This window comes from Rhodococcus sp. NPDC056516, from assembly GCF_042794655.1.
GTDB lineage: Bacteria > Actinomycetota > Actinomycetes > Mycobacteriales > Mycobacteriaceae > Rhodococcus_F.
This window is the reverse complement of sequence record NZ_JBHTTG010000004.1, coordinates 209,800-236,291: the sequence shown is the minus strand read 5'-3', so window position 1 is coordinate 236,291 and position 26,492 is coordinate 209,800. Positions and strand designations below refer to the sequence as shown.

Sequence of the window (26,492 nt, the reverse complement as noted above, 5' to 3'; positions counted from 1 at the left end):
TAACCTCTACGTGAGTTTATTTTCCCAGCTTGCGGCGGTTTCCGGCCCCCCTTAGCGTTGCTCGCATGACGGAGGCCCAACGCTCGTTTCTCGTCTGCGCTTCGCAGCGCAGCGGCAGTACTTTGCTGGTCGAATCCCTGCGAGCAACCGGGGTTGCGGGTGAGCCGGAAGAGTTCTTCCAGTACCTCCCCGAGACCTCGCGATCGCCGCAACCGAGGCAGTGGTTCGAAGACGTCACGGACGAGTCCGTCCTGGGTCTGCTCGCCCCGTTCCACCCGGGCACGCCGGACACTCGCACCTCCGAACAGTGGCGCACACAACTTCTCGAACTCGGCCGAACCCCCAACGGAGTCTGGGGTGGCAAGCTGATGTGGAACCAGACGCCGCTTCTACTCGATCGCGCGGCCGGATTGCCCTGGCGCAGTGGGACGGACCTACGTTCCGCACTCCACGACACCCTCGATCACGACCTGCAGTTCATCCACGTCTATCGAGAAGATGTCGTCGCTCAGGCCGTGTCGATGTGGCGCGCCGTGCAGACACAGGTCTGGCGCGACGACGCGACCCCACCGAATCTCTCGGACGGTGCGCAGTACAACGCGCTCGGAATCGCACACCTGGTGACGATTCTCGGTGAGCAGGAACGCCAGTGGAAGCGCTGGTTCGAAGAGGAGGACATCTCCCCCATCGAGATCGGGTTTCGCGATCTCACCGAAGACCCGCAGTCCGTGGTCGCAAAAACCCTCATCTCCCTCGGCCTCGACGGACAACTGGCCCCACCACCGCCGCTGCGTCGTCAGAGCGACGGACGCTCCCGCGAATGGGTGCAGCGTTACCGCATCGACGCCGAACAGAACGGATACCCCGTCACATGAGCACCGTCACCGATGTTGTCGACGAACTCCGAGTTCTCGAATCCGAAGCGGTTCACATCATTCGAGAGGTGGTGGCAGAACTCGAAAGACCGGTACTGCTCTTCTCGGCCGGCAAGGACTCGATAGTCCTGCTTCGACTCGCCGAGAAGGCGTTTCGACCCTCCCCACTCCCTTTCCCGGTCCTGCACGTCGACACCGGTCACAATTTCCAGGAAGTCATCGAATTTCGCGACCGCCGAATCAAGGAGGGCGGGCACACACTTCTGGTTGCTTCCGTTCAGGATTCGATCGACCAGGGTCGAGTGCAGGAGTCGACCGAGTCCAGCGGATCGCGAAACCGCCTGCAGACCAGAACCCTGCTCGACGCTCTCGAAGGCGGGCGATTCGACGCAGCATTCGGCGGCGCCCGCCGGGACGAGGAACGCGCGCGAGCCAAGGAACGTGTCCTCAGCTTCCGTGACGAGTTCGGCCAGTGGGATCCTCGGGCGCAACGGGCCGAACCGTGGTCGCTCTACAACGGTCGGATCAGACGCGGAGAGTCCGTTCGTGTCTTCCCGCTGAGCAACTGGACAGAACTCGACATCTGGCGCTACATAGCCCAGGAGGAACTGGAACTGCCGTCCATCTATTTCGCGCACGAACGGCGGGTATTCGAGCGCGACGGAATGCTCCTCGCTGCTTCGGAATTCAGCACCGACACCGAGAACGCCGCGGCAACGACCGAGTGGGTGCGATACCGAACCGTCGGCGATCTGACCATTACCGGCGCCGTTCGATCGCACGCCACCACCATCGACGACGTCGTCACCGAGATCTCGGCCGCGACGGTTTCCGAACGAGGCGAGACTCGCGCAGACGACCGAACCTCGGTCGCCGCGATGGAAGACCGAAAGCGTGAGGGCTACTTCTGATGACCACCACCATCACTCGCCAACTCCTGCGACTGGCAACGGCGGGTAGCGTCGACGACGGCAAGAGCACCCTGATCGGCCGACTGTTGCACGACACCGGCAGCCTGCCCACCGATCACCTCGATTCCGTGACCGACGAGGATGGTGTCGCTGATCTGGCCGCACTCTCCGACGGGCTGCGCGCCGAGCGCGAACAGGGAATCACGATCGACGTTGCCTACCGATTCTTCTCCACTCCCACAAGAAGTTACGTCCTCGCCGATACTCCGGGGCACGAGCGCTACACGCGCAACATGTTCACCGGCGCATCCAACGCGCACGTTGCCGTCCTGTTGGTCGACGCGAGAACCGGAGTACTGCGTCAGACGCGTCGGCACGCCAGAATCGCTGCGCTGCTCGGTGTTCCGAACCTTGTCGCGGTAGTGAACAAGATCGATCTGGTGGACTTCGACGAAGCGCGATTCGCTCAGGTGCAGGAAGAATTGCGGGCCTTGGCACGGCAAGTCGGACGTGAGGACGTACTTGCAATCCCGGTCTCCGCGAAAGCCGGCGACAATGTCGTGACCCGCTCGGAGAACACCGCGTGGTACGACGGGCCGACGCTCCTCGAGTACCTCGAAGGCGTCGAACTCCATGCGCCTGCAACTCGCACCGAGGAGCTTCGGCTTCCCGTGCAGTGGGTTTCGCGTCCCGATCCGCAGAACCGTCGCCGATACACCGGCAGAATTTCGGCAGGCACTCTGAGCGTCGGAGACGAAGTGGTGGTTCTGCCGTCCGGATCGAAGAGCACCGTGATCGGATTGGACACTCTCGACGAAGGTCGCATCACTGCCGTTGCACCACTGTCGGTTTCGGTGGAGCTTGCGGACGACATCGACGTCGGACGTGGCGATGTTCTGGTCAGTGGCGGCACGCAGGCTCATTTGCCCGTGCTGGCCCGAGAACTGGACGCCACGATCTGCTGGTTGTCCAACACCCCGTTGCGCGCCGGTGACCGGATAGCACTCAAACACACGTCCCGGACCGTGCGAGCGACGGTTCAAGAACTCCACACCCGTCTCGATCCTGAAACGCTCGACGAGCAGGACAGCCCAGTCGAACTGGGACTCAACGACATCGGAACGGTCACGCTCCGAACCAGTTCCGTGGTGGTCGCCGACACCTACGACCACAACCGGGACTCGGGCGCTTTCATCCTGATCGACGAGCAGAGTAACGACACCGTCGGCGCCGGCACCATTCTCGAACCACGCGTTGTCGTTCCCGGTGAGCAGACCCGCAACGACATCAAATGGCACCCGTCCTCACTCGAACGTCAACGACGGTGGGCGTCGACCACCCAGAAGGGCGCGACGATCTGGCTGACCGGCCTGCCTGCCTCCGGAAAGTCCACCGTCGCCGTGGCTGTCGAACGTGCGCTGGTCGAGGCCGGGCGCACGGCGTATCTTCTGGACGGCGACAACGTCCGCCACGGTATCTCCGACGATCTCGGGTTCTCGCCGGGAGACCGGGCTGAGAATATCCGTCGCGTCGGGCATCTCACGCGACTGTTCGCCGACGCCGGCGTGGTGGCCATCGCGTCGATGGTCTCGCCGCTGCGTTCGGATCGAGCGATTGCGCGTGCTCTCAACGAAGCTGCCGGCCTCACCTTCCTGGAAGTTGCCGTCACGACTCCCGTCGAAGAATGCGAACGTCGAGATCCCAAAGGCTTGTATGCACGTGCGCGGTCCGGTGAACTGAAGGGACTCACCGGAATCGACGCACCGTACGAAACCCCGGAAGCTCCGGATCTGGCTTTCGACACGACCGGCGCTGACATCAGTGAACTGGTCGAGCGGGTCATCGCATTGTTGGAGGAGCGAGAGACCGCTCAAACCTAGGGGTTTTCGGTGTCCGACTCGAGATAGCCGCGGTCCGCGCTGTAGGCGGACCGCACGTTGGGCCGGACACCGATCTTCTCGAGGTACGCCGCCATGCGGTGCACGGCCATCGCGCTACCCAATGCCTCGTCGGGCAGACGGTCATCGGTTTCGGCGCGCCAGTTGTGAAGCTGCGAAGACAATTCCGCCTGTACAGCCGAGACTTCCGGTCGATCGATCAAATTGACCTTCTCGTCGGGGTCGGCACGAAGGTCGTACAGCTCCCGAGGCGCACGTACCGCCAGATGCTCGGTGCCCAGGGCTTTTCCGGAAAGACTGTCCTCGATGTCGAGCGGTAGATCCAGAGCCGGGCGGACGGCGTAGTTCTCGATGTAGCTGTAGTCCTTGGTTCGCACGGCGCGAATGGGATCGAAGCTGTCGTGAAAGGTCTTCTCCGTGAACAGGGAGGTCCGGACGGGTTCGGACGGCTCGGTTCCACGATCGACGAGGGCATCGGCGTGCGAGCGCCCTTCCACCTCGGTGGGGACGTCGATTCCGAGCAGATCGAGAATGGTCGGAACAAGATCCACACCACTGAACAGCGTCTCGTATTCATTTCCGCCACTGCGATACCGGGCCGGAGGCCGAGCGATCAAGGCTATGCCGGTACCCGGTGCGTAGAGCGTCGACTTGGCGCGAGGAAACGCCGCGCCGTGATCGGTGAGGAAGAAGACCCACGTGTTCTCGTCGAGCCCCTCTTCTTCGAGGGTCGCGAGCAGATCACCCACCGCGGCGTCGGCCACCTCTACGCTGCCGTGGAACTCGGCCAGATCCTCGCGCACCTGCGGCACGTCCGGAAGGTATCCGGGAACCTCGAGGGCTGCGGTGTCCGCCGGGGTGTAGCGATCCGTCGGGTACGGCCGATGCGTTTCGAAGAATCCCGTGGTGAGCAGGAACGGCTCGGGCGGGAAGCGTCGTAGCCAGTTCTGGGCACGCGGAACCACGTAGTCGCAGAACGAGTTCGTGACGTCGTACTCGTGATAGCCCAGTCGCTTCGGATACGCAGTCTCATGTTGCATGCCGAAGAGCGAGGTGTACCAACCGTTGTCGGAGAGGATCTGCGGAAGCGTCTGCACCTCCGCGTGGTACTCCCAGCCGTGGTGCGCCAACCCGATCAGACCGTTGTTGTGCGGATACCTGCCCGAGAAGAGCGATCCGCGCGAAGGCGAGCACAGCGGCGCCGTCGCGTGTGCGTCGGTGAACCGGATGCCTTCTGCCGCCAGACGGTCGAGATGGGGGCTGTTGACCCCGGCGACACCGTAACTCGCGAGGTGTCGCCCCAGGTCGTGCCAATGAATGATCAGGACGTTATCTCGCGCAGCCGACACGTGGGCAAGGCTAGTTGCCCCGCCCACGTGCGGCAACAGCTCGAATCAGCAGGATCTCAACTGTTTCTGCCGAGCTGTCTGATCCATCCGCGGGTATCGGCCGGATCGATGACGTCGTCCAATTCGAACGTGGTCGCCGCCATCAGTGCCTTGCCCTGTGCGTAGGCCAGTTCCACGAACTGACCGAACAGTGTTTCCCGAGCCACCGGATCTTCGACGGACTCGAGTTCCTTGCGGAAACCGAGACGCACGGCGCCTTCCAGACCCATCGGCCCGATCTCTCCGGTCGGCCACGCCACCGTGAACTCGGGTGCGTGGAAGGAACCACCGGCCATCGCCATGGCGCCCAACCCGTAACCCTTGCGCAGGATGACCGTTCCGAACGGCACGGTGAGTCGAGCACCGGCAACGAAGAACCTGCCGAACCTTCGGACCGTCGCCTCCTCCTCCGAATCCGGGCCCACCATGAAACCCGGTGTGTCGCAGAGGGTCACCAGCGGGATGCGGTGTGCTTCGAGGAGTTCCAGGAAATCCGAAGCCTTGTCCGACGCTTCCGCGTCTATCGCTCCGCCGAGATGCTCGCTGCTGTTCGCCAGCACACCGTACGGAACTCCTTCGACGCGAACGAGTGCAGTGACCACACCGCGTCCGTAGTCTCGACGCAGTTCCAGGACGCTGTCGACGTCCGCGATTGCGTCGATTGCTCCACGAACGTCGTACGAGCGCAGGCGATTCTCCGGCACCACATGCCGGGAGAGCCGCGGATCCGGAGCCGTCCACTCTCCGCTCGCACCCTGGAAATAGCCGAGGTACTGCTTGGCCAGGGCCACCGCATGAGCGTCGTCGTCAGCGACCAGGTGTACGACGCCGTTACGGCGCTGCACGTCGATGGGGCCGATGTCCTCGGGGCGGAAGGTTCCGAGCCCGCCGCCCTCGACCATGGCAGGACCACCCATGCCGATATTGGCGTCCGGTGTTGCGATCAGCACGTCGCACGCGCCGGCCAGGGCCGCGTTGCCCGCGAAACAACGACCGGACACGACGGCGACCATGGGCACCCGCCCGCTCAGCGCCGCCATGGCGCGGAAGGTTCCCAGCTCGAGGCCCGCCCCGGCGCCCGCATCGGTGTCACCCGGGCGACCGCCGCCGCCTTCGGCGAACAGCACCACCGGAACTCGCTTGCGGTCGGCGATCTCGAGCAGGCGGTCGGTCTTGGCGTGATTACGCATGCCCTGGGTACCGGCGAGCACCGAGTAGTCGTACGAGATCACGACGCTCTCGCCGCCGCTGATGGTCGCCACTCCGCCGATCAAACCGTCAGCCGGAGTGTTGGCGATCAGGTCTTCCTCGCTGCGTCGACTGCGCTGCGCCGCCAGCGCGAGAGCGCCGTACTCGACCAGGCTGCCGTCGTCGACCAGGTCGTAGACGTTCTCGCGAGCCGTCCGGCGTCCCAGCTTGTGACGCTTCGCCACTGCCGCGGGCCGGGCCGCGTCCAGGGTCACCTCGTGGCGAGCGATGATCTCCGCGAGATCGGGACGCACGTCGTCGAGGTTCACCTCGTCGACCTCTGCGAGCTTCGATCCCGCGCTTGCACTACGGACGACGAGCAACGGTTCGCCCGCACCCACCGACCTCCCCGGTGACGACAGGACCCGGACCACTTCGAGATCACCGGGAGCCGAGAGAACATGCTGCATCTTCATCGCTTCGAGGACGGCAACCTGGCCACCCGCATGGACGCCGTCACCGACGGCGGCGAGTTCGACGACGATGCCCGCCATCTGCGCATGAACCACATCCTCGTCCGGTGCCACGTCCACAGCCGAGGAGGGCGTGTGTGGGTCGGCTTCGGGAACGAGGTCCGCCAACCGCGAACCCAACCAGTCGACGTCGACCAAGCCGTCACGGAAGTCCTTGTCGGACAGAATTGCCTGCAGGAACTCGATGTTGGTCGCTACGCCGTCGATGGCGAACTCACTCAAAGCAGCAATCGACTTGCGCACCGCGGCAGGGAAATCCGATCGACGCGTGTGGGTGATCACCTTCGCCAGCAGCGAATCGTAACGTGCACTCGGCGACAGCCCGACAGCGCCGAAGGTGTCCACTCGCACACCGGGCCCGCTCGGAGGAGTGAAGGTGTCGAGCGTGCCCGACGACGGCAACGCATTGCCGTCCGGCGCCATGGTTTCCATGTTGACGCGGGCCTGGATCGCGATTCCCGATGCGACTGCCACGGATCCGACTGTCTCCGAGTCCTTCTCGACAGCGGTGATCCCTGTTGGTAGGTCCAGGTTCTCGAACGGAACTCCGTCCGCGATCGCGAGCTGCACGGCGACGAGATCTACCCCGGTGACCTCCTCGGTTACCGTGTGCTCCACCTGAATTCGGGGGTTGACTTCGAGGAAGACGAAGCCGCGTTCCTCGACGAGGAACTCGACCGTCGCGATTCCGCGGTAGCCGACCTCGGCGCACAGCCTCGCGGCCGCGGCGTGCAGACGCTCGCGCAGGGCCCCCGACAGCCCCTGCGCGGGCGCTACCTCGATCAACTTCTGATGCCGACGTTGGACGCTGCAATCGCGGTCACCCAGAGCGAGCGCATGGGTTCCGCCTTGCCCCGGTGCCGCCACGATCTGCACTTCGATGTGCCGAGCGTGCTCACTGAGTACCTCGGCGAACAGTGCCGAACTGCCGAATCCCGACTGGGCTTCGGCCGCACACACACGGTACGCGTCGTCGAGCGCTTTCGGGTCACGGACCGCGCGCATGCCGCGGCCACCGCCGCCACTGAGCGCCTTGATCATGATGCCGCGGGGGTTGCGCTCGAAGAATTCGCGCACCTCGTCGAGGGCGGCGTTCGCCGATGTCGACGGCAGCACCGGTACCCCGGAGTCGACAGCCGCAGTACGGGCGCTGGCTTTGTCTCCGAAAGTCCGGAGAACCTGGGCGTCCGGACCGACGAAGACCATGCCCGCGTCGGCGCACGCCTGCGCGAATTCGGCGTTTTCACTGAGGAATCCGTAGCCGGGGTGCACGTGTGTGGCGCCCGTTTCGGCCGCGATCTTCAGCAAGCCGCCCTGATCGAGATAGGCGGAAGCGCCCGAAGCTCCGAGCGGCACCGACTCCGTGGCCGCCGCGACGTGCGGACTGGACGCGTCGTCCTCGGCGTAGACTGACACCGTCTCGATGCCGAGTTCACGGGCAGTTCGAATGATCCGCAGCGCAATTTCGCCGCGGTTCGCAATCAGCAGTCTCACTTGTCCCCCTGAGTGCGCTCGAACAGATCGCCCTTACGCACCTTTCCTGTTGCAGTCATCGGAAGCGCCTCGAGCACTTCCACCTCGGGCACCTTGTACGTAGCCATGTTCTCCTTCGCCCACGAGACGATCTCGTCGGCCATGACTACCGAACCCTCGACCAGCTGGACAAAGGCAAAAGCCACCTGCCCCTTGTCCTGGTCCGGTTTCGGCACCACCGCAGCCTTTTCGATCGCCGGATGCAGCATCAGCAGCGCTTCCACCTCGGACGGGAAGACGCTCATGCCGTTGGTCTTGATCATTTCCTTGTTCCGCGCCAGGTAGTGCAAACCTCCACGCTCACTGAACTTTCCGACGTCGCCGGTCTGCAACCAGCCGTCACGGATGGCGTCGGCCGTCGCAGCGTCGTTGCGGTAGTACGCCGAAAGGATCGACGGACTGCGTACGATGATCTGTCCGTGCTCGCCGACGGGAACCGGCCTGCCGTCGTGATCGACGATCAGAACGTCGGTGCCGGGCACCGGTATTCCGCAGAACACCGGCTCGCTTTTCAGGTCGTAGTCACCGTCCTGGAAGCCGAGGGTGATCGTGTCCGCGGTATGGGTTTCGGTCATGCCGTAGCTCGCTTCGCGCAGAACACCGCCGGTGGCCTCGCGCCACCGCTGGCGTGTGGCCGGATCGAGTTTGAGGACAAACGAGACTGCCATGGCGTTCTGGAGTGTCGAGAGATTTCGCTCCGCGAATCCTGATGTGTCCATCAGTTCGACGTAATTGTCGACGGTTCCGACCAGTGAGGTCACGCCGTACGTCTCGACCGCGTCGAGCGTGGTTTCCGCATCCCAACGATTCAGCAAGACAACGGTTCCGCCGTTGACGAGCGGAACCAGGATGCCGAAGTCCTCACCCGCGATCCAGAAGATCGGCAGAAACACCAGGGACACCGGCGGATTGGCGCCCACCTGGTCACCGCCGGCAAGCGTCGCCGTGGCCGCGGTGTAGACCATGTGCCGCTGAGTGTGCTCACAGCCCTTGGGCATTCCCGTCGTTCCGCCCGTGTAGTTCAGAGCAGCAAGGGAATCGAGATCGGTGGCAACCGGAGTCGCCCGCTCACTGGTGATGATCGATTGCCAGTCGCTCAGGCGCGGATCGTCCACCTCGAAGGGCAGTTCGACGGTCGGGATCGCGGTCAGCATGTCCGACACTGCGGTCTTCGCGACGTGTTCGAGCGGAGTCTGGGAGCGAACCTTCTTCACCAACTTCGAAAAAGTGTTCTGCGTCAGAAGAACCGTGACGCCCGCATCGTTGAGTTCGTGAATCAATTCGTGTTCACGGAAGAGCGGATTGATCGGTACGTGAACCGCGCCGACCTTCAGAATGCCGAGCATCGCGATATGGAACTGCGGGCAATTGACCAGGTGAACGCCGACGCGATCGCCGCGTTCGACGCCGAGCGAAAGCAGCCATCCGGCAAAACGATCCGAAAGCTCGTCGTATTCGGAATACGTGATGACCCGGCCGTAGAAGACGATTGCGGGAGTATCCGGCCGCTCTGCCGCCCAATGCCGCAAGTAGTCGACAAGCCCCCCGCCTTCGAGCGGATACTCGACGGCGCGGGGAATGCCGGCGGGCCAATGCGCTTGTTGCAGCGCGGAGATTTCCGCCAGAGCCGCTTCGAGCACGTCTTGTTCTGCCACCGATCACTCCATTCGTAAAAGAAATCTATTTCGACTCTTCGAACCCGATCAACCGCTCGGACATCGTCGTCATATCTGCGATGAACTGGTTCTGCTCGTCGGCACTCGCTTTGCTCAATCGTGCTCCACCGGCCATCTGCGCGTCCGAGATCATCTGCACGAGCACCGGAGGCGAAACGCAGGGATCTACGTCGTGAACCTGTCGAATACGTTCGACGAAGCGCACGTAGCGGCTCACGAGCTTTTCGCGTACCGCCGACCAACTGCTCTCGACCTCGGAATCCACCCGCGCCCGGTGCTCGATGACCGCGAGCAGGTCCCCATAGGTGTACACGGCCGTGATGAACGCCGATGTGGTCGTTCGGAGAACTTCGCGTAGATCCTCGGCCGCCGGCCCCTCCATGTGCTGAGCGTCGAGAAACCGTCCGCACATCATTTCGGCGACGGCGCGGAAGACCTCGTCCTTGGACGAGAAGTACGCGTAGAAGGTCGCCCGGGACACATCGGCCCTGGTCGTGATCGTCTCGACCGTCACGGCGTCGTATCCGAGTTCGCCGAAACAGAGCGCCGCAGTGTCGAGCAAGCCGGCACGGCGTGGACCGTCCCCGAGCTTGCGGGCTGTCCGCGCTCGCTCCTGCGTTTCGCTGGTGGTCACCGTCACAGTGTGTGTTGACGTTGACGTCAATGTCAAGAATCGCAGCCCCGACGACCGACTTCGGCCTTTTGTTCGGGTTGCCCTTTCACAGCCCATATATCGGGTGTAAGACTCTGCCTCTAATGCTTTTCGCCTTTTCCAGAAGGAGTCAGTTCCGTGCCGGAAGAATCCGCGTCACCCTCCTATTCCACGATCAAGGAAACAGTTGCAGGTTTGATGCCGACTCTGGAGTCGGAACTAGTCGAACTTGTTCGCATCCCGTCGATAGCGACCGAGGGTTTCCCCAGCGAGCCCCTCTTCGAAGCTCACGATCTGATCGTTTCTCTACTGGAAAAATCCGGAGTCACGAAGATAGAGAAACTCGAAATAACAGGTAAAACCGCGCCCGTCATCATTGCAACAGTTCCCGGCCCCGCCGGATCCCCGACGGTATTGATGTATTCGCATTACGACGTCGTTCCCGCCGACGACGTCGAACTCTGGGATTCTCCGCCTTTCGAACCGACCAAGCGTGACGGCGCGATTTACGGCCGCGGTACGGCAGATTCGAAGGCAAATGTCATCGGCATGATCGGTGCACTTCGAGTCTTCGACGGAAAGCCGCCGGTGACGGTCAAGCTCGTCATCGAGGGCCAGGAAGAATTCGGCAGCCCCTTCGACAACTATCCGCCGGAAGCCCCCGAATTGTTCGCGGCCGACGCAATGGTCATCGCCGACGTCGGCAGCGTTCGCCCCGGATCACCGACTCTGACCGTCGCACTGCGCGGATCCGCCCAGGTGATCGTCGAACTCACCACTCTCGGCGCCGACAAGCACAACGGCCTCTACGGCGGCGCTGCACCGGACGCCCGCCTCGCGATCATCCGCGCACTGGCGTCGCTGCACGACGACAACGGGGACGTGGCAGTCGACGGCCTCCTACGCGAACCGTGGACCGGTAGTTCGTACACCGAGGAAGAGTTCCGCACCCTCGCCGAGATCCGCGACGGACTCCCCCTGCTCGGAACCGGCGGCATCGGCGAACGCATCTGGTCGGGCCCGGCAATCACCGTGACCGGTATAGACGCTCCCCCGGTGGACGGTGCGGTCAACGCCGTTGCAAGCACAGCCCGCGCCGTGATCAATCTGCGCGTGCATCCGCGTCAGCCGGCGGTGGAGGCACAAGCTGCCCTGATACGGCATCTGGAAGCCCTGCGCCCCTTCGGGTTGCAACTGACCGTCACCGCGGGAGAAACCGGCGACGGATTCGCGGCAGCCGAAAGTGGACCGGCCTTCGACGCAGCGCTGTCGGCACTCTCGCAGTCGTGGGGTGAGCCGGCCGGGCTGATGGCAGGCGGCGGCTCGATCCCCCTCGTGATGGCTCTGGATACAGCAGTGCCCACCGCCGAGAAGCTGTTGTTCGGCGCCACCGACGGTTACGCAAACATCCACGGCCCCAACGAACGTGTACTGCTCGACGAGCTCGAGAAGGCCGTCGTCGCCAAAGCACTGTTCTTCCAGGAGTACGCCGACACCTTCGAGGGGAAGAAATGAGCACCGAGACCGACACGGGATCCCCGCAAACGCCGGCCAAGAAGAAGTTCGAGTTTCCCGGTGCGGTCACGATGCTCGCGATCGTCACCATTCTGGTCTGGATTGCGGCACTGTTCATTCCGGCCGGACGCTTCGGCGTCGACGTGGACGGCTCACCCGTTCCCGGCAGCTTCGAAACAGTCACGTCTCCGCTCTCGTTCTGGGAACGAATCCAGCAACTGATCCTCTCTCCCGTCAACGGCCTGTACGGCGTACAGGATTCGATCACCGGGTTCGTCGACACCGACAACATCGGACGGCTCTTCGGTTCGGTCGGCGTAGTCCTCTTCATCATGGCGCTCGGTGCGTTCATCTCGGTCAGCTTTGCCACCCGCAGCCTGGAAACTGCTGTCTCCCAACTCGCTACCAAGCTCAGCGACAAGGGCTGGTTGCTCATCACCGTCATCATGGTGCTGTTCTCGCTGCTCGGTTCGACGATGGGCTTCTCGGTCGAGACGTTCGGCTTCTACGCCCTGCTCATACCGCTGATGACGGCACTGGGTTACGACCGCATGGTCGCGGCGACGATGATCATCCTCGGCGCTCTGGTCGGAAACATGGCGTCGACGGTCAACCCGTTCTCGATCGGCGTCGCCTCCGGTGAGGCAGGCGTCTCCATCGGTGACGGCATCGTGTTGCGCGTGATCTTGTGGATCGTATTGACCGCGGTGGCAGTGGCATTCGTTCTCCGCTACGCCGCGAAGGTGAAGAAGGACCCCACGAAATCGCTCGTCGGTTTCGAGATCGAGGACGACGACGAAGAACCGGCCGAGCCGGTGGACATCGACGGCAAGCTCACCGGAACTCAGAAGCTGGTGCTGCTCATCACCGGGCTCACGTTCGGATTGATGATCTTCTCCGTCATCCCGTGGTCGAGCATCTTCGGCGCCACGACCGGGCCGGCCGAGTACGACGCGTACCACGTCACGGCAACCGAGCCCTACTGGTTCGAGTTGAACTGGTGGTTCCCGCAATTGGCGATGCTGTTCATCCTCGCCGCAGTTCTCGTCGGCATAGTAGCGAAGATGGGTGAGAAGAAGATCGTCTCCCTGATCACGCGTGGAGCCGGCGACATGGTCGGCCCGGCGATCGTCATCCTGCTCGCTCGCGGTGTCTCGGTGATCATGACGAATACCGAAACCCTCGACACCATCCTCAACGCGATGGAGCAGTTGGTCAGCGGTGCTTCGGCAGGAGTCTTCGCGATTCTCGTGATGCTCGTCAACATCCCGTTGGCGTTCCTGATCCCGTCCAGTTCCGGTCACGCCACCCTGGCGATGCCGCTGCTCGCCCCGCTGGGCGACTTCGCCGGAGTCAGCCGAGCACTCGTCATCACCGCCTTCCAAATGGGCCACGGCCTGATGCTGATGGTTGCCCCGACCAACGTCGTCGTCGTCGGCGGGTTGGCCATGGCGAAGGTCGGCTACGACAAGTTCCTGCGCTTCGTCTGGCCACTGCTACTGATCAACTTCGTGATCGTTGTCGTGGTGATCGGCGCGGCAGCGGTATTCGAGTAGTTCAGGCGTGGTGGGCCTCGCGTGCCGCCGTCTCGAGACGGTCGTTGTACTCTGCCCACCACGCCTGATCACCGGGAGCCAGATTGTTGTCGCCCGCCTTCATCCCAGCGGCGCCGTCGATCAGCTCCCGCACGATGTCCGCGTGGCCGGCGTGCCGATGGATCTCGGTGACAACGTGAACGAGAATCCGGTGCAGCGTGACGTCGCGGCGGTCCTCCGGCCAGTGCTTCACGAAACCAGGTGCATCCAGATCGTGCTCCTCGATCGTGGCGTCGGCGAAAGCCCACGTCCGGCGGTAGGTTTCGACGATGTCGGCACTGGACTCGTCGGCGCGGGCCCACATGTCGACGTTGAGTTCCTCCGAACGCAACCACGCAGGCAGATCGGGAACCCGGCGGCCGAACGTCGGGCCGAAATACCCGAGCTCGACGCCGATCATATGTTTGACCAGACCCAGCAGGTTTGTCCCTGTCCGGGTCATCGGACGCCGAATGTCGTACTCCGACAGCCCGTCGAGCTTCCAGACGAGTGCGTCGCGCGCGGCCTGCAGGTAGCGCTGGAGATCTTCCTTTTCCGAGTTGGTGGTCATGAAACCAACCTAAACCGAGTGGAGCAGACATTGACAGCGGTCGAGGATCTGACCGAGGTTGCCTCCCGGGCCGTCGCCGCTGCGATCCGTGGTTACGTCCCGCTGAATTCGGGCAACCCCGTCGTCCGGCATGTGCAGGATCTTGGCTCCCGGATCCGTGAGGAAACCCGACACGTCGTGAGTGGTAAGCCTCGGTCGATCGCTTTTCGGCTGGGGCTGAGCCTCGGAATGGGCTTGGCGTACCTGGCATTCATTCGCCTCTTCCAGTGGGACACCAAGGAAGATCGACTGCCTTACCTTGCGCTGTATGCACTCTCGGGTGTGGTCGGAAGCGTCGTGTGCACCAATGCGCTCAGCTTCGACGCCGGCCGCGTGCGCGCTGCGTTGTCCGGTGGAACGAGGCTCTGGCACGTGCTCGTCGCGAAAAACGCGGTGATGCTGCTCCTCGTCGGCAGCGCCGGGTTCCTGCTCAGCGCCGTCCTCGCGTGGCGCTCCGGAAGCAGTGCCGACCTGATGAAGGCGTGCGGCCAGGTGCTGACCATGATCCTGCTCTGGTTGGGGGTCGCGAACGTGATGTCGGTGAGCTTGCCGCTGCGGGCAGAACCGATGACGGCGCGGCGCCACGACGGCACGTGGAAGCAGTTCCTGCTGTCCTTCGTCATCTCGTACAGTGTCGGACTGATCGTCAATCTGATGCTCTACTGGCGCGTCTGGGCAAAGACGACGCTGCTCGAGCAGATGGGCGGTCCGTGGATTCCGGTCCTGCTGCTCCTCGCGAGCGCGGCGGCGACCTGGCTGTTGCTGACCGTCCTGGCGGTACTGCTGGCCGACCAACCACGCTTCCGACGCGCCTTGCAACGGGAGATGGTGGTCTACCGCGAAGAAACCAACCGCCCGCAGGCGACCATTCAGCACAATTCCGGCTAATGTAACCGTGCGTGGCTGATCCGGGCACGTCGCGAGTACACGCAGTGTCGAGGAAGGCGTGACCCATCATGTCCGTAAAGCCTGGCGCGGCCGCCACATCGGCCGCCGTGAGCACCGCCTCCTGGCTACCACTCATCGTGGTAGTCCTCACCCAGATTCAAGCGTCGTTCGCCGTCAATGCTCTGACCGTCTCGATGGCCGGCATCACCACCGATCTCGACACGCCCGCAACAAGTGTCGGCACCGCGATCACCGCGGGCACCTTCGCCATGGCTGCCTTCATTCTGTTGGGAGCCAAGATCGGCGCCCGCTACGGAACGCGTTTGGTCTTCCAGATTGCCGTCGCGATTCACGGCCTCGCGATGGCCGCGGTCGCTTTGAGCCAGAGCCCGGCCATGCTGTTCGTGGCGCAAGCTGCGTCCGGCGCTGTGATCGCCCTCATTGCTCCCGCGTTGACTGTCTTCATCGCCACGAACTTCAGCGGCGATCAGCAGGCAAAGGCCATTGGTTACCTGGCAGCAGCAATCCCCGCGGCCGGAGTGCTGGCGCTGCTGATCGCCGGTTCCTTCGCGACGACGATCGGTTGGCGCTACTCGTTCGCCCTCGTCGTGGCTCTCGCTGTGGTCAACCTGATCCTCAGCTTCCGGGTCAAACCTGTTCCCCCGCAGAAGGACATCACCATCGACTGGGCCGGCGCCGCCATTGCTGCCGTTGCCGTCATCCTGCTCAGCTTCGGTTTCAGCGGCCTCAACTCGTGGGGCGTCATCCTCGCCACCGACGCTGCGCCGTTCTCGGTCATCGGTGTTTCACCCGCGGCCATCCTGATCGTCCTCGGCGCCATCTGCGCGCAAGGCTTCTTCCAGTGGACGCGAAACCGCAAGGCTCAGAACAAACCTCAGCTCTTCAACCTCGACGTTCTCAAGACCGGCGCCGAGCGCGCCACCACGATCTGCATGGCCACGATGATGTTCGTCGGAACCGCGGCCAACTTCCTCATCCCGCTGTACATGCAGATTATCCAGGGCCGCAGCAGCTTGCAGACGTCGTTCTCGATCATCCCGTACACACTCTCGATCTTCATCGCGAGCACCGTCGTCGCTCGTCTCTACAAGACGTACTCCCCGCGTCTGATCGCACGAGCCGGGTTTGTCGTCGTGGCCGCCGGACTCATTCTGTTGGCCTTCACCATCCGCGGCGATTGGCATCAGATCTTTGTCGTCATCGGCCTGATCACACTCGGCCTCGGACAGGGCGCCATCGTCGCATTGGTGTTCAACACCCTCCTCACCGCAGCGCCCAAGGAACTCGCCGGTGACGTCGGCGCCTGGCGAGGACTGGTACACAACATGTCCGGCAGCGTCGGCATCGCGGTGGCCAGCGTGTTCGCCGTCGGAATCCTCGGTTCTCTGGTCAGCTCGCAGCTGATCGACAACCCCACCATCCCGGCGTCACTCAAGGTCGAGTCCGGGATCAACCTCGACCAGGTCAACTTCGTACCCAACGATCAACTCGTCGTGACGCTCGAAAACACATCGGCAACTCAGGCACAGATCGACGAAGCCATCCGGATCAACACCGAAGCACGCCTGCGTGCGCTGCGGACCTCGCTACTCGTCCTCGCCGGACTCTCCCTGCTCGCCATCATTCCCGCCGGCCGCATGCCCAACGAAGTACCTGCTCTGGAAGAACCGAAACTCACGAAGGACAAGAAGTAACCGATGTCCAACCAAGACCAATTCGGCCCGATCGAATACGTAGCCGTCGAGTTTCCCGGCGGTGCACCGACTTCGGCAGGATTCGAACAGCTGCTCACTCTCGTCGACACCGGCGTGATCCGCATCCTCGACCTCGAGTTCGTCACCAAAGCCGCCGATGGATCAGTGGCCGTCGTACCAGCGTCGACCTTCGAGCTTGCGGATTTCGACTTGGCGCAGTTCGACGGCGCTGCCTCCGGACTGCTCGATGCCGGAGACATCACCGCCGTTGGTGAAGAGTTGGCCGCCGGAAGTGTTGCCGCCGTGCTCGTTTACGAGGAACTGGCCATACTGCCGGTGATCGACGCGTGGACACGCAGCGGCGCAAAGATTGTCACCGAAGGTCACCTGAGCTTGGACGAACTTGCCACCGCACTCGACAATACGGAGAAGGACGCATGAGTTTCTTGAGGCGAGCCGGCCGGGTAGCCGTCGCCAGCTCCATTCACGGCAATGTTCAGCGCCGTCAGCGCACGCGTTGGGCGGCAGAAGATCAGGCCCGTGCAGCACAGGCCCAGCCGGTGCCACCGATTCCCGATCTACCACCCCTGCCGCAGCAGGCAGCTCCGTCAGCATCGATGGACTTGAAGCTCGAACAGCTCACCAAGCTGGGCGAACTCAAGAGTGCGGGAGTGTTGACCGAGGCCGAGTTCGAGACCCAGAAGGCACGTATTCTCGCCTGAACTAGCTGCGCCTCCCGAGTGCAAAAGCCATGACGGGAAGCTGCGTCGTCGCGAGATTCAACAGAGATGCCACTCGCGCATCCGTGAATCCTGCGATGGCGCAGCCCGCAAGTCCCATTGCCTCGGTCACGAGGTACAGATTCTGAACCAGCACACCGGCATCCACGTGCATCGTGCGGTAGTGCCGCATCGCGTACTTCTCGAGCGGAGCTTCGACGTCGGCGACCACAAACAGAAGAACCGGGAACAGGTCGACAAACTCGGGCTGGAGAAGGCTCGCTCGAAGGTGCTCTCGCACTTCGCCTGGCCGGACAGCTTCGGCGCGGCCCTGGGCGTACCGGTACACCCCGACTCCGAGCGGATCACAGGGCCGGGTGAGACCCATCAACACCGTCAGTTCGCGCATCCCGCCCGCCGTCGGGCTGCTGACAAGACTGTGGTGCAACACGTTTGACAGCTCGCCTGCTCGGAGTGCCGTCTGTGCGGGGTCGTAGCGGCTCCGTCGTGCCTGCAAGACGTCCGCGAACCCGCGGGCCGGCAGTGACGTCGGGGCCGGCAGTTCCACGAATTCACACGTCACCGGCGGCAATGCGTCCGCGTCGAACGGTAGCTCCGACGAACTCACCGTCCGGTCCATCGCAGCATGCAGCGATACGACGGCCTCGATCCGCTCGAGTGCGGTCACGAACCCGGGTGCAGCAGGCGAGACACCTCGCCAGCCCCGTCGATCGAGACCAACTCGCCGGCGAACCACGCCTCCGGAACGGCAAAGATCGCATTCGACGCCGCGGCCGGGGTCCCGGCAAACGCCGTGCGCGCAGCCTCGAGCGTGGATTCCCGCGTCGACTCGGTGGAGTAGACGACGAGGATTGCCTTCGGCGACTTCGCGAGCACCGATTCGGTGGCTACCTGACCGAAGTACTTTCCGTCGGGAAGGTCGTTCTCGAAAAGATTGCTTCCCCCGGCAGCCTCGAGCACACTGCTGTAGAGGCCCCTGGCCAGAGCATAGGACTGTCCCTCCGAAACCTGAACCATCACAGTGGGAATCGGCTCTTTCCCGGCGACAGATGCCTCGGTTGCTGCGAGCGACTTCTTGCCGTCTGCCAGGAGAGTTGCTGCCTCCTCACGTGTTCCGGTCAGGGTACCGAGACCGTCGATGTCGGACCAGACGTCGTCGATCCGTCCCTCGGTGACTGCCTTGTGGCAATACCCGCTGTTCACGAAGATCGGGATGCCGAGGTCGCGCAATTCGTCCATGCTCTGCAATCGGTCACCGTCGAACCAGTATTCCCCGTCGGAGACGATCAGATCCGGACGGGCGTCGAGCAAGGCTTCTTTCGCGGGAACTCCGGTGCTCAGTACCGGCACGGCCGCGAACTGATCAGCGAGTTCGGGACTGGGAGGAGAGAGGTCGGTGTTCGATTGTCCGATAATGCGGTCGGCAGCACCGAGCTGAATGAGAAGCTCCGTCATCGACGGATACAGCGAGACTATCCTTTCGGCAGTCTTGGGCAACGTGATGTCGCGATCACAATTGGTGACGGTGATTTTCTCGGACGAGGCTGCCGCCGAATCGGCAGTGGAGTTCCCGCACGCGGTCAGTACGGCGGTGGTGGCCACGGCCGAGCAGAACAGCGCGGCAGTACGTATCGAGGTTTTCAAGAGACTGCTTCTTTCGTAGGTAGGAGAGGAGGGGCGAACGAGAGCAGGGGGCGCCCGGTCAACGGATGAGTGCCGAGATGCACCTGAACCCCGAAAACTTCGGACAGCAGATCCTCGGTCAGGACCTCGGCGGTCGGTCCCGATGCGACAACTGCACCCTCTGAAAGCAAGCACACGTAGTCGCAATACGCTGCGGCCAAGGCGAGTTCATGGATCGCGACAATCGTCGTGGTACCGAGTTCGGCGACCAATTCCATCAATTCGAGTTGAGCACGGATGTCGAGGTGGTTGGTGGGCTCGTCCAGGACCAGCACCGACGGTTGTTGAGCGATCGCCCGGGCCAACATCACACGCTGCTTTTCTCCGCCGGACAGTTCGGCGAAGAGACGTGATCCAAAGCCCTGCATGCCGGTTCGCACCAGTGCTGCGCTGACGATGTCTCGGTCGATCTCACCGAGTCGAGAGAACGCGCTGCGATGCGGCGTCCGGCCCGTTGCAACCACCTCGCGGACGCTGAACGAGAAATCGGATGAATGCTCCTGCCCCACAACACCAATGATGCGTGCCGCCGATCGAGGCGAGAGATCGTCCCAAACATTCACCTCGTCGACCTTCACGATTCCGCTTCTCGGCTTCATCGAGCGATACAACGCACGCAGGAGGGAGGACTTTCCACTGCCGTTCGGTCCGACGAGTCCGACCACGCTTCCCTCGGGCGCTTCGAGATCTACACCCGAAACCACCAGGCGCCCACCCCGAACGACGTGAATCCCGCTGGCCGACAATCTCATGACTGCGCACCTCCGTCGCGTCGAAGTAACCAGAGGAAGAATGGTGCACCCAATCCGGCGGTGATGATCCCGAGTGGTAATTCGTTGGGCGCATCCAACATTCGAGCCGCTAGATCGACGATCACCAGGAAGGTGGCACCAACCAGCGCGGTCGCGGGGAGCAGCTTGCCGTGATCGGATCCGACCAGAAGTCGTACGGCGTGCGGCACGAGCAATCCCACGAAACCGATTCCGCCGGCAACGGATACGACAACCGCGGTCAGCAACGACGCGATCACCAGTAGTAGCAACCTGGTCCGGCGCACGTCCACGCCTACCGATTGCGCACTTTCGTCGCCCATAGCCAGCGCGTTGAGTTGGCGCGATTGTGTCAACAGCACCGCCGCACACACGGTGATAACCGCAGCGGGCACACCGAGATCCGACCAATTTGCCCCGCTCACCGAGCCCAGCAACCAGAAGAGCACTCCCGAAAGCTGGCTCGGATCGGCGCGCAACTGCACAAAACTTGTTGCAGCCGAGAGCAGATAGCCGATGGCAACTCCGGCCAGGACCATGCGCAGCGGGACCAGCATTCCCTCTCGCCTACCCAGGACGAGAACCGCGATCAGGGAGACCATGGCCCCCAGGAAGGCTGCCACCGGGACACCGATCGACAGGCCGGTGCCGATGCCGGTCGTCATGATCAGTACTGCACCGAAGGATGCTCCGGAACCCACGCCCAGAATGTATGGATCGGCAATCGGGTTGCGCACCAACGCTTGCAGCACGGCGCCGGCCAGCGACAGCCCGGCGCCCGCCAACGCCGCAATCAGAATGCGCGGTACCCGCAATCCCCACACGATCCGATCGAGCAGCGGGTCGACCGGCGGACCGCCGACGTGCGCGTACAGCACCGCGAATACGTCGGCAAAGGAGACCGACGCGGCACCCGACCACACCGCGACGGTGGAGACCGCGACAAGCACAACCGTCGTGGCCAACAGAAACGGGACGTACCCGCGCTCGCCGACGGGGTGTGCACGCGACGGCACTCGCGGTGCTGCCTCGCTGGTCAGCGTCATCGCACTCCTGAGTAGGTGGGGTTCGCAGTCATGAACAGGTGGATCTAACCATAACGACAGTCGTTTTCATTAATAGTCACATGCTCATCTGTGCGGGTACGGTTCGGTCCGCAGCGCACTCGCCCACGCGAAGAGCGCCCCGACCAGCGCAAAGATGCACGCAACGAGGTAGGCGGTGCCGATGTCCCAGCGTCCTGCGATTGCCCCGGCAATCAAGGCGCCGACCGGCGAACCACCCCAGGCGACCATCCTCGCCGTGGTGTTCACCCGCCCCTGCAGACGATCCGGAGTCAGGCGCTGACGTGCACCGATGCCATTGAGGATGGTGACGGTCGCACAGCCGGAGTAGACGACGAGCGCCGTGATCGCGGCGCCGGTGTTGCCCGTTGTCGCAACGACGAACAGCACCACCGGGGCGATGGTCAGCGCACCGATCGTGATCGCCCCGACCGGCCACTGCGCCGGTAGGCGTGGAAGCACGAGCGCCCCGACCACTCCACCCACGGAGACGGCCGTCCACACGGCGCCGATCATCGGACTCGACGTCGAAATCCCCAGCCTCTCGGATGCGTACACCACCAGGAGCGCCGTAACAGCACCCTGCGTCAGCGAATTGACGAAGCCGATGCCGGTCAAGGCTCGCAGAAGCGGCATCTGCCAAAGGAAGCTGAGGCCCTCGCGTATGTCCCGCGCAATTCCAGGTTCCGACCTCTGCGCCGCAGCAGGGGCAACCGAGAACGAGGCTCCGATCGACGCCATGGCCAGTCCGGCCAAGACGTAGGCCAGCGCATCAGCGCCCAATGCGTAGGCCGGGCCGATCGAGGCCACAAGCACTCCCGCGATCGCCGGAAACGCAACATCGATCAACGTGCTTGACGTCCACAGCGCACTGTTGGCGGCCGGTATCGCGCGCCTTCCGACAAGCGCAGGCAGCGCTCCGAAAGCAGCGGCGTCGAACCACACGAAACACGTTCCGATGCACATCGATACGCCGACGGCATGCCACGCCGTCAATATGCCTAGTGCCTGCGCTGCCGGAATACTCGCCAAGGCAAGTGCAGCAACGGCCTGCGCACACAGGATGACCGTCCGCCGGTTGACTCGGTCTGCCACGGCGCCGGCAAACAAGCCGAACACGAGGTACGGCAGAACCGTCCCCGCAGCCGCGAGCGAGGTGAGAAACGGAGACCGACTGATGTCGAACACCAGAATCGGCATGGCCACGCCGGTGACCGCCGCACCGGCCACGGCAATGGTACGAGCCGTGAAGAACAATCGAAACGATCTGTCCCGAAACACATGTGGTTGCGTTTCGGCAGATCCCGTCGTCGGGGTCTCGCTCATGTATGCACTCTCTTGTACCTGTTGCTCTCCGTCGCGATCTTTCGTACGGTGGCATCGTAATGGAAATGGTTTCCATTACGGAAGGGATGACAATGAGCAACATTTCGTTCGACAGCGTCTCCAACTCGGCTCCGGCCAATGCACTCCAGGGCGTCGGCACCAACGCTCTCGTCGACAACCCGTTCACCTTCGAGCCGGTTGCCGAGGCAACGTCCGCACACGCTCTGCAGGGTGTGGGCACCAACGCCCTCGTCGACAACCCGTTCAGCTTCCAGAGCTGAAACCTTCCCTGATCCAGACTGTTTCGACAGTCTGATCTGCCGATGACCCCGCCCGCATCCGACTCGTCGGGTGCGGGCACCGACAAGGAGATCCGTGTACGCCCTCGCCGACGGACACCAGCTGTATCCGACACCGGACGGTACTTGGCATTACCTGACACCGGACGAGAACGCAGTCACGATCGGTGCTCCTGCCGAAGATCTCGCAGAACTCGACGACTTCCTCCGGCGGTCGAGTTCGCTGCTCGGTGCCGGCGCGAGCGAGATCGCCGACGCTCTCGTCGCTCGCGGCGTGCTGGTTGTTCCAGGCGACGTGCTGGAGATTCCGGGTCCACAGCGTGTGCTGATGGACGGGATCGGACCCGTAGTCGATGCCTGCATCGCTCTGCTCTCCAGGGCTCTTCCGGATCTCGACGTCGTATCCACCACTGCGCCTGACGAAACCGACGTGGCATCGTCGGACCTCGTATTCTCGGTTGCTGACGCTACTCCTCACGACGAGTGGTCGGAACTCGATACCTGGTGCCGCCGAAACCACACACCGTGGCAACGCGTCCATACGGAATTGGGTGAGATCTGCATCGGCCCGTTCTTCGACGGTATCGAAAGCGCAAGCTACCGGGACGTCTGCGGTCGACGGCTTGCCGCGTCGCGTGTCCCGGAGCATCTGCAGGCGCTGTGGAATCACCTCGCCGGCAGCGACCCTCGCCCGCTTGAACTTTCACCCACCGCAGCCGCAATGGCCAGTGCGCTTGCATGTTCGGACGTCGTGGCTGGTGCGCATGGCGCGCCGCCATCACACCTTCACCACCAGATCCGGATGAATCCGCGAACCCTCATGATGACTCGCCATCCCGTGCTACCACTGCCAGGCGGCGTTCTCGAACCCTCGCCGACGCTCCGGTGATCTCACTCGGCGTGAAGATCCCAGCGGCAGACGGTTCTTCGCTGGCTACGGATGTGCTTCTCCCACCAGAGTCTTCACCTCGGGGGCTGATCGTGATCCGCACCCCGTACGGGCGCGGGTGGCATCTGGCCGAAGGACTCGAATGGCGATCGCGAGGAATTGCCTTCATCTGTCAGGACGTACGCGGACGGCACGATTCCGCCGGTTCTTGGGAACCGTACGTCCACGAGCGCGAGGACGGCGCCGCCCTCGCCGAGTGGCTGCAGGATCAGCCGTGGACTCCGAAGTGCGTCATCGCAAGCGGGGCTTCATACGCGGCAGGAACAGCCTGGGCGTTTGCCGCCGAGACCAACAGCGCCGATCGGTCATTTCGCGTTGGCGGCGTCGTCTCCAAAGTGCCGACCATCGGAAGTGATCGCGTCAAACGTGATCCCTCGGGGATACTTCTCCTCGCCGAGCATCTGGCGTGGTGGGGCGAGCACGGAGATTCGGCTTCCTCTCGCGAGGGTTTCATCCCTGCTCTGATGCGTTCGGATTCAGCTTTGCTGGAACATCTTCCGGTGCAGTCGATGATCGAAAAGGTTGGCCTCACTTCCGATTCACCCGGTTGGTGGACGCCGATCAGCAGGGCTCGTGAACGCGAACCCTACGGCAGCGACGATCTCGTCTCCGCAGGCGAATTGTCCGAGCTCGATGTTGCCGGTCTGCACATCGGCGGCTGGGACGATGCGATGATTCGGGAGACGCTGCGACACTTCGCATTCGTGGGGCGCGGGCCACAAAGTTTGATCGTGGGCCCCTGGGCGCATGATCTCCGCCCCGGTATGGTCGGCGAGAGAAGTTTCGGGTGCCTTCAGGTCGAGTGGATGGAATCGGTATTCTCGGCGCGGCCCCTGACCGTCAATCGGGTGTTCGACCGAGGCGCGGGCAATTGGTCGATCGCGCCGTATGTGACGGGTGCGAATTGCGTTCGTCTCGAACCAGATCCGAGGACGGCACCTTTCAGCTTCACGCACCACGTGGAAGAGGGCCGAAACGACTGTGTTGTCTGGACTTTCGACATGGAAATCGAGTGTGTGCTGTCCGGAACACCTTCGGTGGAGCTGAAAGTGCACTCGCCCGAAAGCGAAGCTGATTGGATCGTCGAGCTGAGCGTCGTAGATGCCGCTGGAGTCACCAGGTCGATCGCACGCGGCGCGGGCGTCAGCCTTCGATCCGGCACGCTGACCATCGATCTCGATCCTGTGCTCCACACTGTGCACCCCGGTGACGTTCTGTCCTTGCAGATCGCCGGCTCGGACTTCCCCCGCCTCGCACGCAATCTGGGAGACGGCGATCGCTATCGAGAAACACGCAGTCTTGCACTGCACCAATCATTTTCCGGGTCGCTGACCCTGCCGATGTTCGGAGGAACCGACCGTGGATGACTTGCTGGTCGACGCTCGGAGCGGCGTACTGACCTCACTGGAACCACACATTCGCTCGGACATGCCGACGGGCTGGGTCGGGTGGGCCGCGAGGGTGGCCGACACCCGTAACTTCGGCGGGAGCGGTTCACTGTTTCGCGCCGACCCCTACGGATTCGGGGCTTCGATACGCGACGACGCCTCAGCCCGCGGGGCGGCAACCGGTGAGGCCGTCGAAAGATATTGCGGCAACGTGGTCCCCGAAGATCTGGTCCGCAGCAGTGCATCAGCGCTGGAACTGGCCGGCTCACGGGTCGCCGATCCGGCTAAATTTGCGTTGTACAGCGAGGACCAGTACCGCCTTCCCGGATTCCCTTTTGTTCCCTTCACCTCTGATCTGAACATTCGCTGGGCGTTGGGTCACACCATGGACGAAAAGGTGCCCACCTACGTGCCTGCGGCCCTGACCTATCTCGGGTACTACGCGGGCACCCGTCGCGGCGAATCACCAATCGCGTCATTGCAGTACGCCGGAATTGCCGCGGGACCTTCCCGCACCGAAGCCGAGATGTCAGCTCTGCTGGAGCTTCTCGAACGCGATGCCACCGCGCTGTGGTGGTGCGGGGACCGGTCACAGCCGGCAATCGAACTTTCCGACTGGGAGCGGTTGCCCGCGCACCGCCAGCTCGGGGATCTGGAGAGCGAGACCCGGAGCGTTCGAGTGCTGTTGCTTCCCTCCCCCTTCGGCGTTCCCGTCGCCGCAGTCTGGATCCGGGATGATCGACGTGGACTGGTCGCGCTGGGCACGGCTTGTCGACCAACGGTGGAAGCTGCGGTGTCGAAGGCTCTTGTCGAGGCGTACGCCGTACTGGCCATCACGATCGACCTCGCCGACCCCGACGGACCGACCTGGCGCAGCGTGGCGGACGGAACCCTGCCGGCGCACCTGTACAAACCCTTTCGAGCCGACCGTCGTTACCGAGACGAGTTCGATCCGCAATGGAAGGACGTCGTCGATCTGCCGACCGTCGCCCAGCTGTATCTTGATCCCACGATGGCGCTAGCCGCAGAGGAACATCTCTTCGACTACACCGAAACACGCTCGGTATCAGAGATTCCCGACAAGGCGCCGCTGAATCTGGCTTCCCTGGTGGCGCTTCTGACATCTCGAGGGCACCGGCCGATTTCCGTCGATCTCACCACCCGCGACATCTCGATTGCCGGGTTGCACGTCGTCCGTGTCCTGACACCCGGCCTGTACAACAATGCCCCGGCAGCCTTTCCCCTTCTTGGAGGTAGCAGATTGACCAGCGCATCGACCACCCGCCTACACCTGCCGGTCCCCCTCGCATGAGGTCT

23 protein-coding genes are annotated in these 26,492 nt (G+C 63.2%); 13 read left to right on the top strand and 10 right to left on the bottom strand.

The features are described from left to right. Window positions 1-65 precede the first annotated feature (65 nt). The 3 genes from ACFQ6Y_RS13960 to cysC are packed head-to-tail and all read left to right on the top strand — an operon-like array spanning window position 66 to window position 3,666. Window positions 66-875 (top strand): Stf0 family sulfotransferase, encoded by an 810-nt coding sequence (locus tag ACFQ6Y_RS13960; RefSeq protein ID WP_019746329.1) that lies wholly within the window; start codon window positions 66-68, stop codon window positions 873-875. Continuing rightward, complete coding sequence (cysD, locus tag ACFQ6Y_RS13955) at window positions 872-1,786, top strand: sulfate adenylyltransferase subunit CysD (RefSeq protein ID WP_378536407.1); 915 nt, start codon at window positions 872-874, stop codon at window positions 1,784-1,786. The genes ACFQ6Y_RS13960 and cysD overlap by 4 nt, the downstream gene beginning before the upstream one ends. Continuing rightward, the gene (gene cysC, locus ACFQ6Y_RS13950) at window positions 1,786-3,666 is read left to right on the top strand and encodes an adenylyl-sulfate kinase (RefSeq protein ID WP_378633449.1); all 1,881 of its coding nucleotides are present in this window, start codon (window positions 1,786-1,788) and stop codon (window positions 3,664-3,666) included. Before cysD ends, cysC begins: the two co-directional genes overlap by 1 nt. Here the strand turns inward: cysC and ACFQ6Y_RS13945 are convergent. Genes ACFQ6Y_RS13945 through ACFQ6Y_RS13930 form a run of 4 tightly spaced genes read right to left on the bottom strand, consistent with a single transcriptional unit; the run spans window position 3,663 to window position 10,642 of the window. Next, window positions 3,663-5,033: a sulfatase gene (locus tag ACFQ6Y_RS13945; RefSeq protein WP_378633444.1), complete on the bottom strand. Its 1,371-nt coding sequence runs from the start codon at window positions 5,031-5,033 to the stop codon at window positions 3,663-3,665. The genes cysC and ACFQ6Y_RS13945 overlap by 4 nt on opposite strands. A gap of 56 nt (window positions 5,034-5,089) precedes the next feature. Next, window positions 5,090-8,287: a carboxyl transferase domain-containing protein gene (locus ACFQ6Y_RS13940; RefSeq protein ID WP_378633440.1), complete on the bottom strand. Its 3,198-nt coding sequence runs from the start codon at window positions 8,285-8,287 to the stop codon at window positions 5,090-5,092. Next, window positions 8,284-9,981 carry an AMP-binding protein gene (locus ACFQ6Y_RS13935; RefSeq protein WP_378633436.1) on the bottom strand — a complete coding sequence of 566 codons (1,698 nt, stop codon included), beginning with the start codon at window positions 9,979-9,981 and terminating at the stop codon, window positions 8,284-8,286. Before ACFQ6Y_RS13935 ends, ACFQ6Y_RS13940 begins: the two co-directional genes overlap by 4 nt. A gap of 25 nt (window positions 9,982-10,006) precedes the next feature. After that, window positions 10,007-10,642, bottom strand: a complete 636-nt coding sequence (locus ACFQ6Y_RS13930; RefSeq protein ID WP_378633432.1) for a TetR/AcrR family transcriptional regulator — start codon at window positions 10,640-10,642, stop codon at window positions 10,007-10,009. 150 nt (window positions 10,643-10,792) lie between these two features. Here ACFQ6Y_RS13930 and ACFQ6Y_RS13925 point away from each other — a divergent pair, with 150 nt between their 5' ends. Further along, the gene (locus ACFQ6Y_RS13925; protein WP_378633428.1) at window positions 10,793-12,169 is read left to right on the top strand and encodes a M20/M25/M40 family metallo-hydrolase; all 1,377 of its coding nucleotides are present in this window, start codon (window positions 10,793-10,795) and stop codon (window positions 12,167-12,169) included. Next, the gene (locus tag ACFQ6Y_RS13920) at window positions 12,166-13,725 is read left to right on the top strand and encodes a YfcC family protein (protein ID WP_378633424.1); all 1,560 of its coding nucleotides are present in this window, start codon (window positions 12,166-12,168) and stop codon (window positions 13,723-13,725) included. The genes ACFQ6Y_RS13925 and ACFQ6Y_RS13920 overlap by 4 nt, the downstream gene beginning before the upstream one ends. 1 nt (window position 13,726) lies before the next feature. Here ACFQ6Y_RS13920 and ACFQ6Y_RS13915 read toward each other — a convergent pair whose 3' ends face one another. Continuing rightward, entirely contained in the window at window positions 13,727-14,314 is a 588-nt protein-coding gene (locus tag ACFQ6Y_RS13915; protein ID WP_378633419.1) for a DinB family protein, read from the bottom strand. A gap of 18 nt (window positions 14,315-14,332) precedes the next feature. On the opposite strand from ACFQ6Y_RS13915, the gene ACFQ6Y_RS13910 reads away from it, so the two are divergent. From ACFQ6Y_RS13910 to ACFQ6Y_RS13895, 4 genes are all read left to right on the top strand, one after another. Beyond that, a complete protein-coding gene (locus tag ACFQ6Y_RS13910; RefSeq protein WP_378633416.1) occupies window positions 14,333-15,241 on the top strand; it encodes a hypothetical protein in 909 nt (302 codons plus the stop codon). Window positions 15,242-15,309: 68 nt separating this feature from the next. Further along, window positions 15,310-16,956 carry an MFS transporter gene (locus tag ACFQ6Y_RS13905; RefSeq protein ID WP_378633411.1) on the top strand — a complete coding sequence of 549 codons (1,647 nt, stop codon included), beginning with the start codon at window positions 15,310-15,312 and terminating at the stop codon, window positions 16,954-16,956. Window positions 16,957-16,959: 3 nt separating this feature from the next. Then, entirely contained in the window at window positions 16,960-17,397 is a 438-nt protein-coding gene (locus ACFQ6Y_RS13900; protein ID WP_378633408.1) for a DUF6325 family protein, read from the top strand. Beyond that, the gene (locus ACFQ6Y_RS13895; protein WP_378633405.1) at window positions 17,394-17,678 is read left to right on the top strand and encodes an SHOCT domain-containing protein; all 285 of its coding nucleotides are present in this window, start codon (window positions 17,394-17,396) and stop codon (window positions 17,676-17,678) included. Before ACFQ6Y_RS13900 ends, ACFQ6Y_RS13895 begins: the two co-directional genes overlap by 4 nt. A 1-nt stretch (window position 17,679) precedes the next feature. Here ACFQ6Y_RS13895 and ACFQ6Y_RS13890 read toward each other — a convergent pair whose 3' ends face one another. The 5 genes from ACFQ6Y_RS13890 to ACFQ6Y_RS13870 all read right to left on the bottom strand — a co-directional run bounded on the left by ACFQ6Y_RS13890 (window position 17,680) and on the right by ACFQ6Y_RS13870 (window position 22,539). Then, window positions 17,680-18,363 (bottom strand): SagB family peptide dehydrogenase, encoded by a 684-nt coding sequence (locus ACFQ6Y_RS13890; protein ID WP_378633401.1) that lies wholly within the window; start codon window positions 18,361-18,363, stop codon window positions 17,680-17,682. Further along, on the bottom strand, window positions 18,360-19,340 hold the full coding sequence (locus tag ACFQ6Y_RS13885) for an ABC transporter substrate-binding protein (protein WP_378633396.1): 981 nt from the start codon (window positions 19,338-19,340) through the stop codon (window positions 18,360-18,362). The genes ACFQ6Y_RS13890 and ACFQ6Y_RS13885 overlap by 4 nt, the downstream gene beginning before the upstream one ends. Continuing rightward, window positions 19,337-20,131 carry an ABC transporter ATP-binding protein gene (locus ACFQ6Y_RS13880; RefSeq protein WP_378633392.1) on the bottom strand — a complete coding sequence of 265 codons (795 nt, stop codon included), beginning with the start codon at window positions 20,129-20,131 and terminating at the stop codon, window positions 19,337-19,339. Before ACFQ6Y_RS13880 ends, ACFQ6Y_RS13885 begins: the two co-directional genes overlap by 4 nt. Next, window positions 20,128-21,195, bottom strand: coding sequence for a FecCD family ABC transporter permease (locus ACFQ6Y_RS13875; protein WP_378633388.1), 1,068 nt, complete (start codon window positions 21,193-21,195; stop codon window positions 20,128-20,130). Before ACFQ6Y_RS13875 ends, ACFQ6Y_RS13880 begins: the two co-directional genes overlap by 4 nt. A gap of 84 nt (window positions 21,196-21,279) precedes the next feature. After that, on the bottom strand, window positions 21,280-22,539 hold the full coding sequence (locus tag ACFQ6Y_RS13870) for an MFS transporter (protein WP_378633385.1): 1,260 nt from the start codon (window positions 22,537-22,539) through the stop codon (window positions 21,280-21,282). A gap of 92 nt (window positions 22,540-22,631) precedes the next feature. On the opposite strand from ACFQ6Y_RS13870, the gene ACFQ6Y_RS13865 reads away from it, so the two are divergent. The 4 genes from ACFQ6Y_RS13865 (at window position 22,632) to ACFQ6Y_RS13850 (ending at window position 26,487) form a co-directional block, all read left to right on the top strand. After that, complete coding sequence (locus ACFQ6Y_RS13865) at window positions 22,632-22,820, top strand: streptamidine-related RiPP repeat protein (RefSeq protein ID WP_003943543.1); 189 nt, start codon at window positions 22,632-22,634, stop codon at window positions 22,818-22,820. Between the two features lie 94 nt (window positions 22,821-22,914). Continuing rightward, on the top strand, window positions 22,915-23,727 hold the full coding sequence (locus ACFQ6Y_RS13860; protein WP_378633380.1) for a hypothetical protein: 813 nt from the start codon (window positions 22,915-22,917) through the stop codon (window positions 23,725-23,727). An 11-nt stretch (window positions 23,728-23,738) separates the two neighbouring features. After that, window positions 23,739-25,154, top strand: coding sequence for a CocE/NonD family hydrolase (locus ACFQ6Y_RS13855; RefSeq protein ID WP_378633376.1), 1,416 nt, complete (start codon window positions 23,739-23,741; stop codon window positions 25,152-25,154). After that, window positions 25,147-26,487, top strand: coding sequence for a YcaO-like family protein (locus ACFQ6Y_RS13850; protein WP_378633373.1), 1,341 nt, complete (start codon window positions 25,147-25,149; stop codon window positions 26,485-26,487). Before ACFQ6Y_RS13855 ends, ACFQ6Y_RS13850 begins: the two co-directional genes overlap by 8 nt. The last annotated feature ends 5 nt before the right edge of the window (window positions 26,488-26,492 follow it).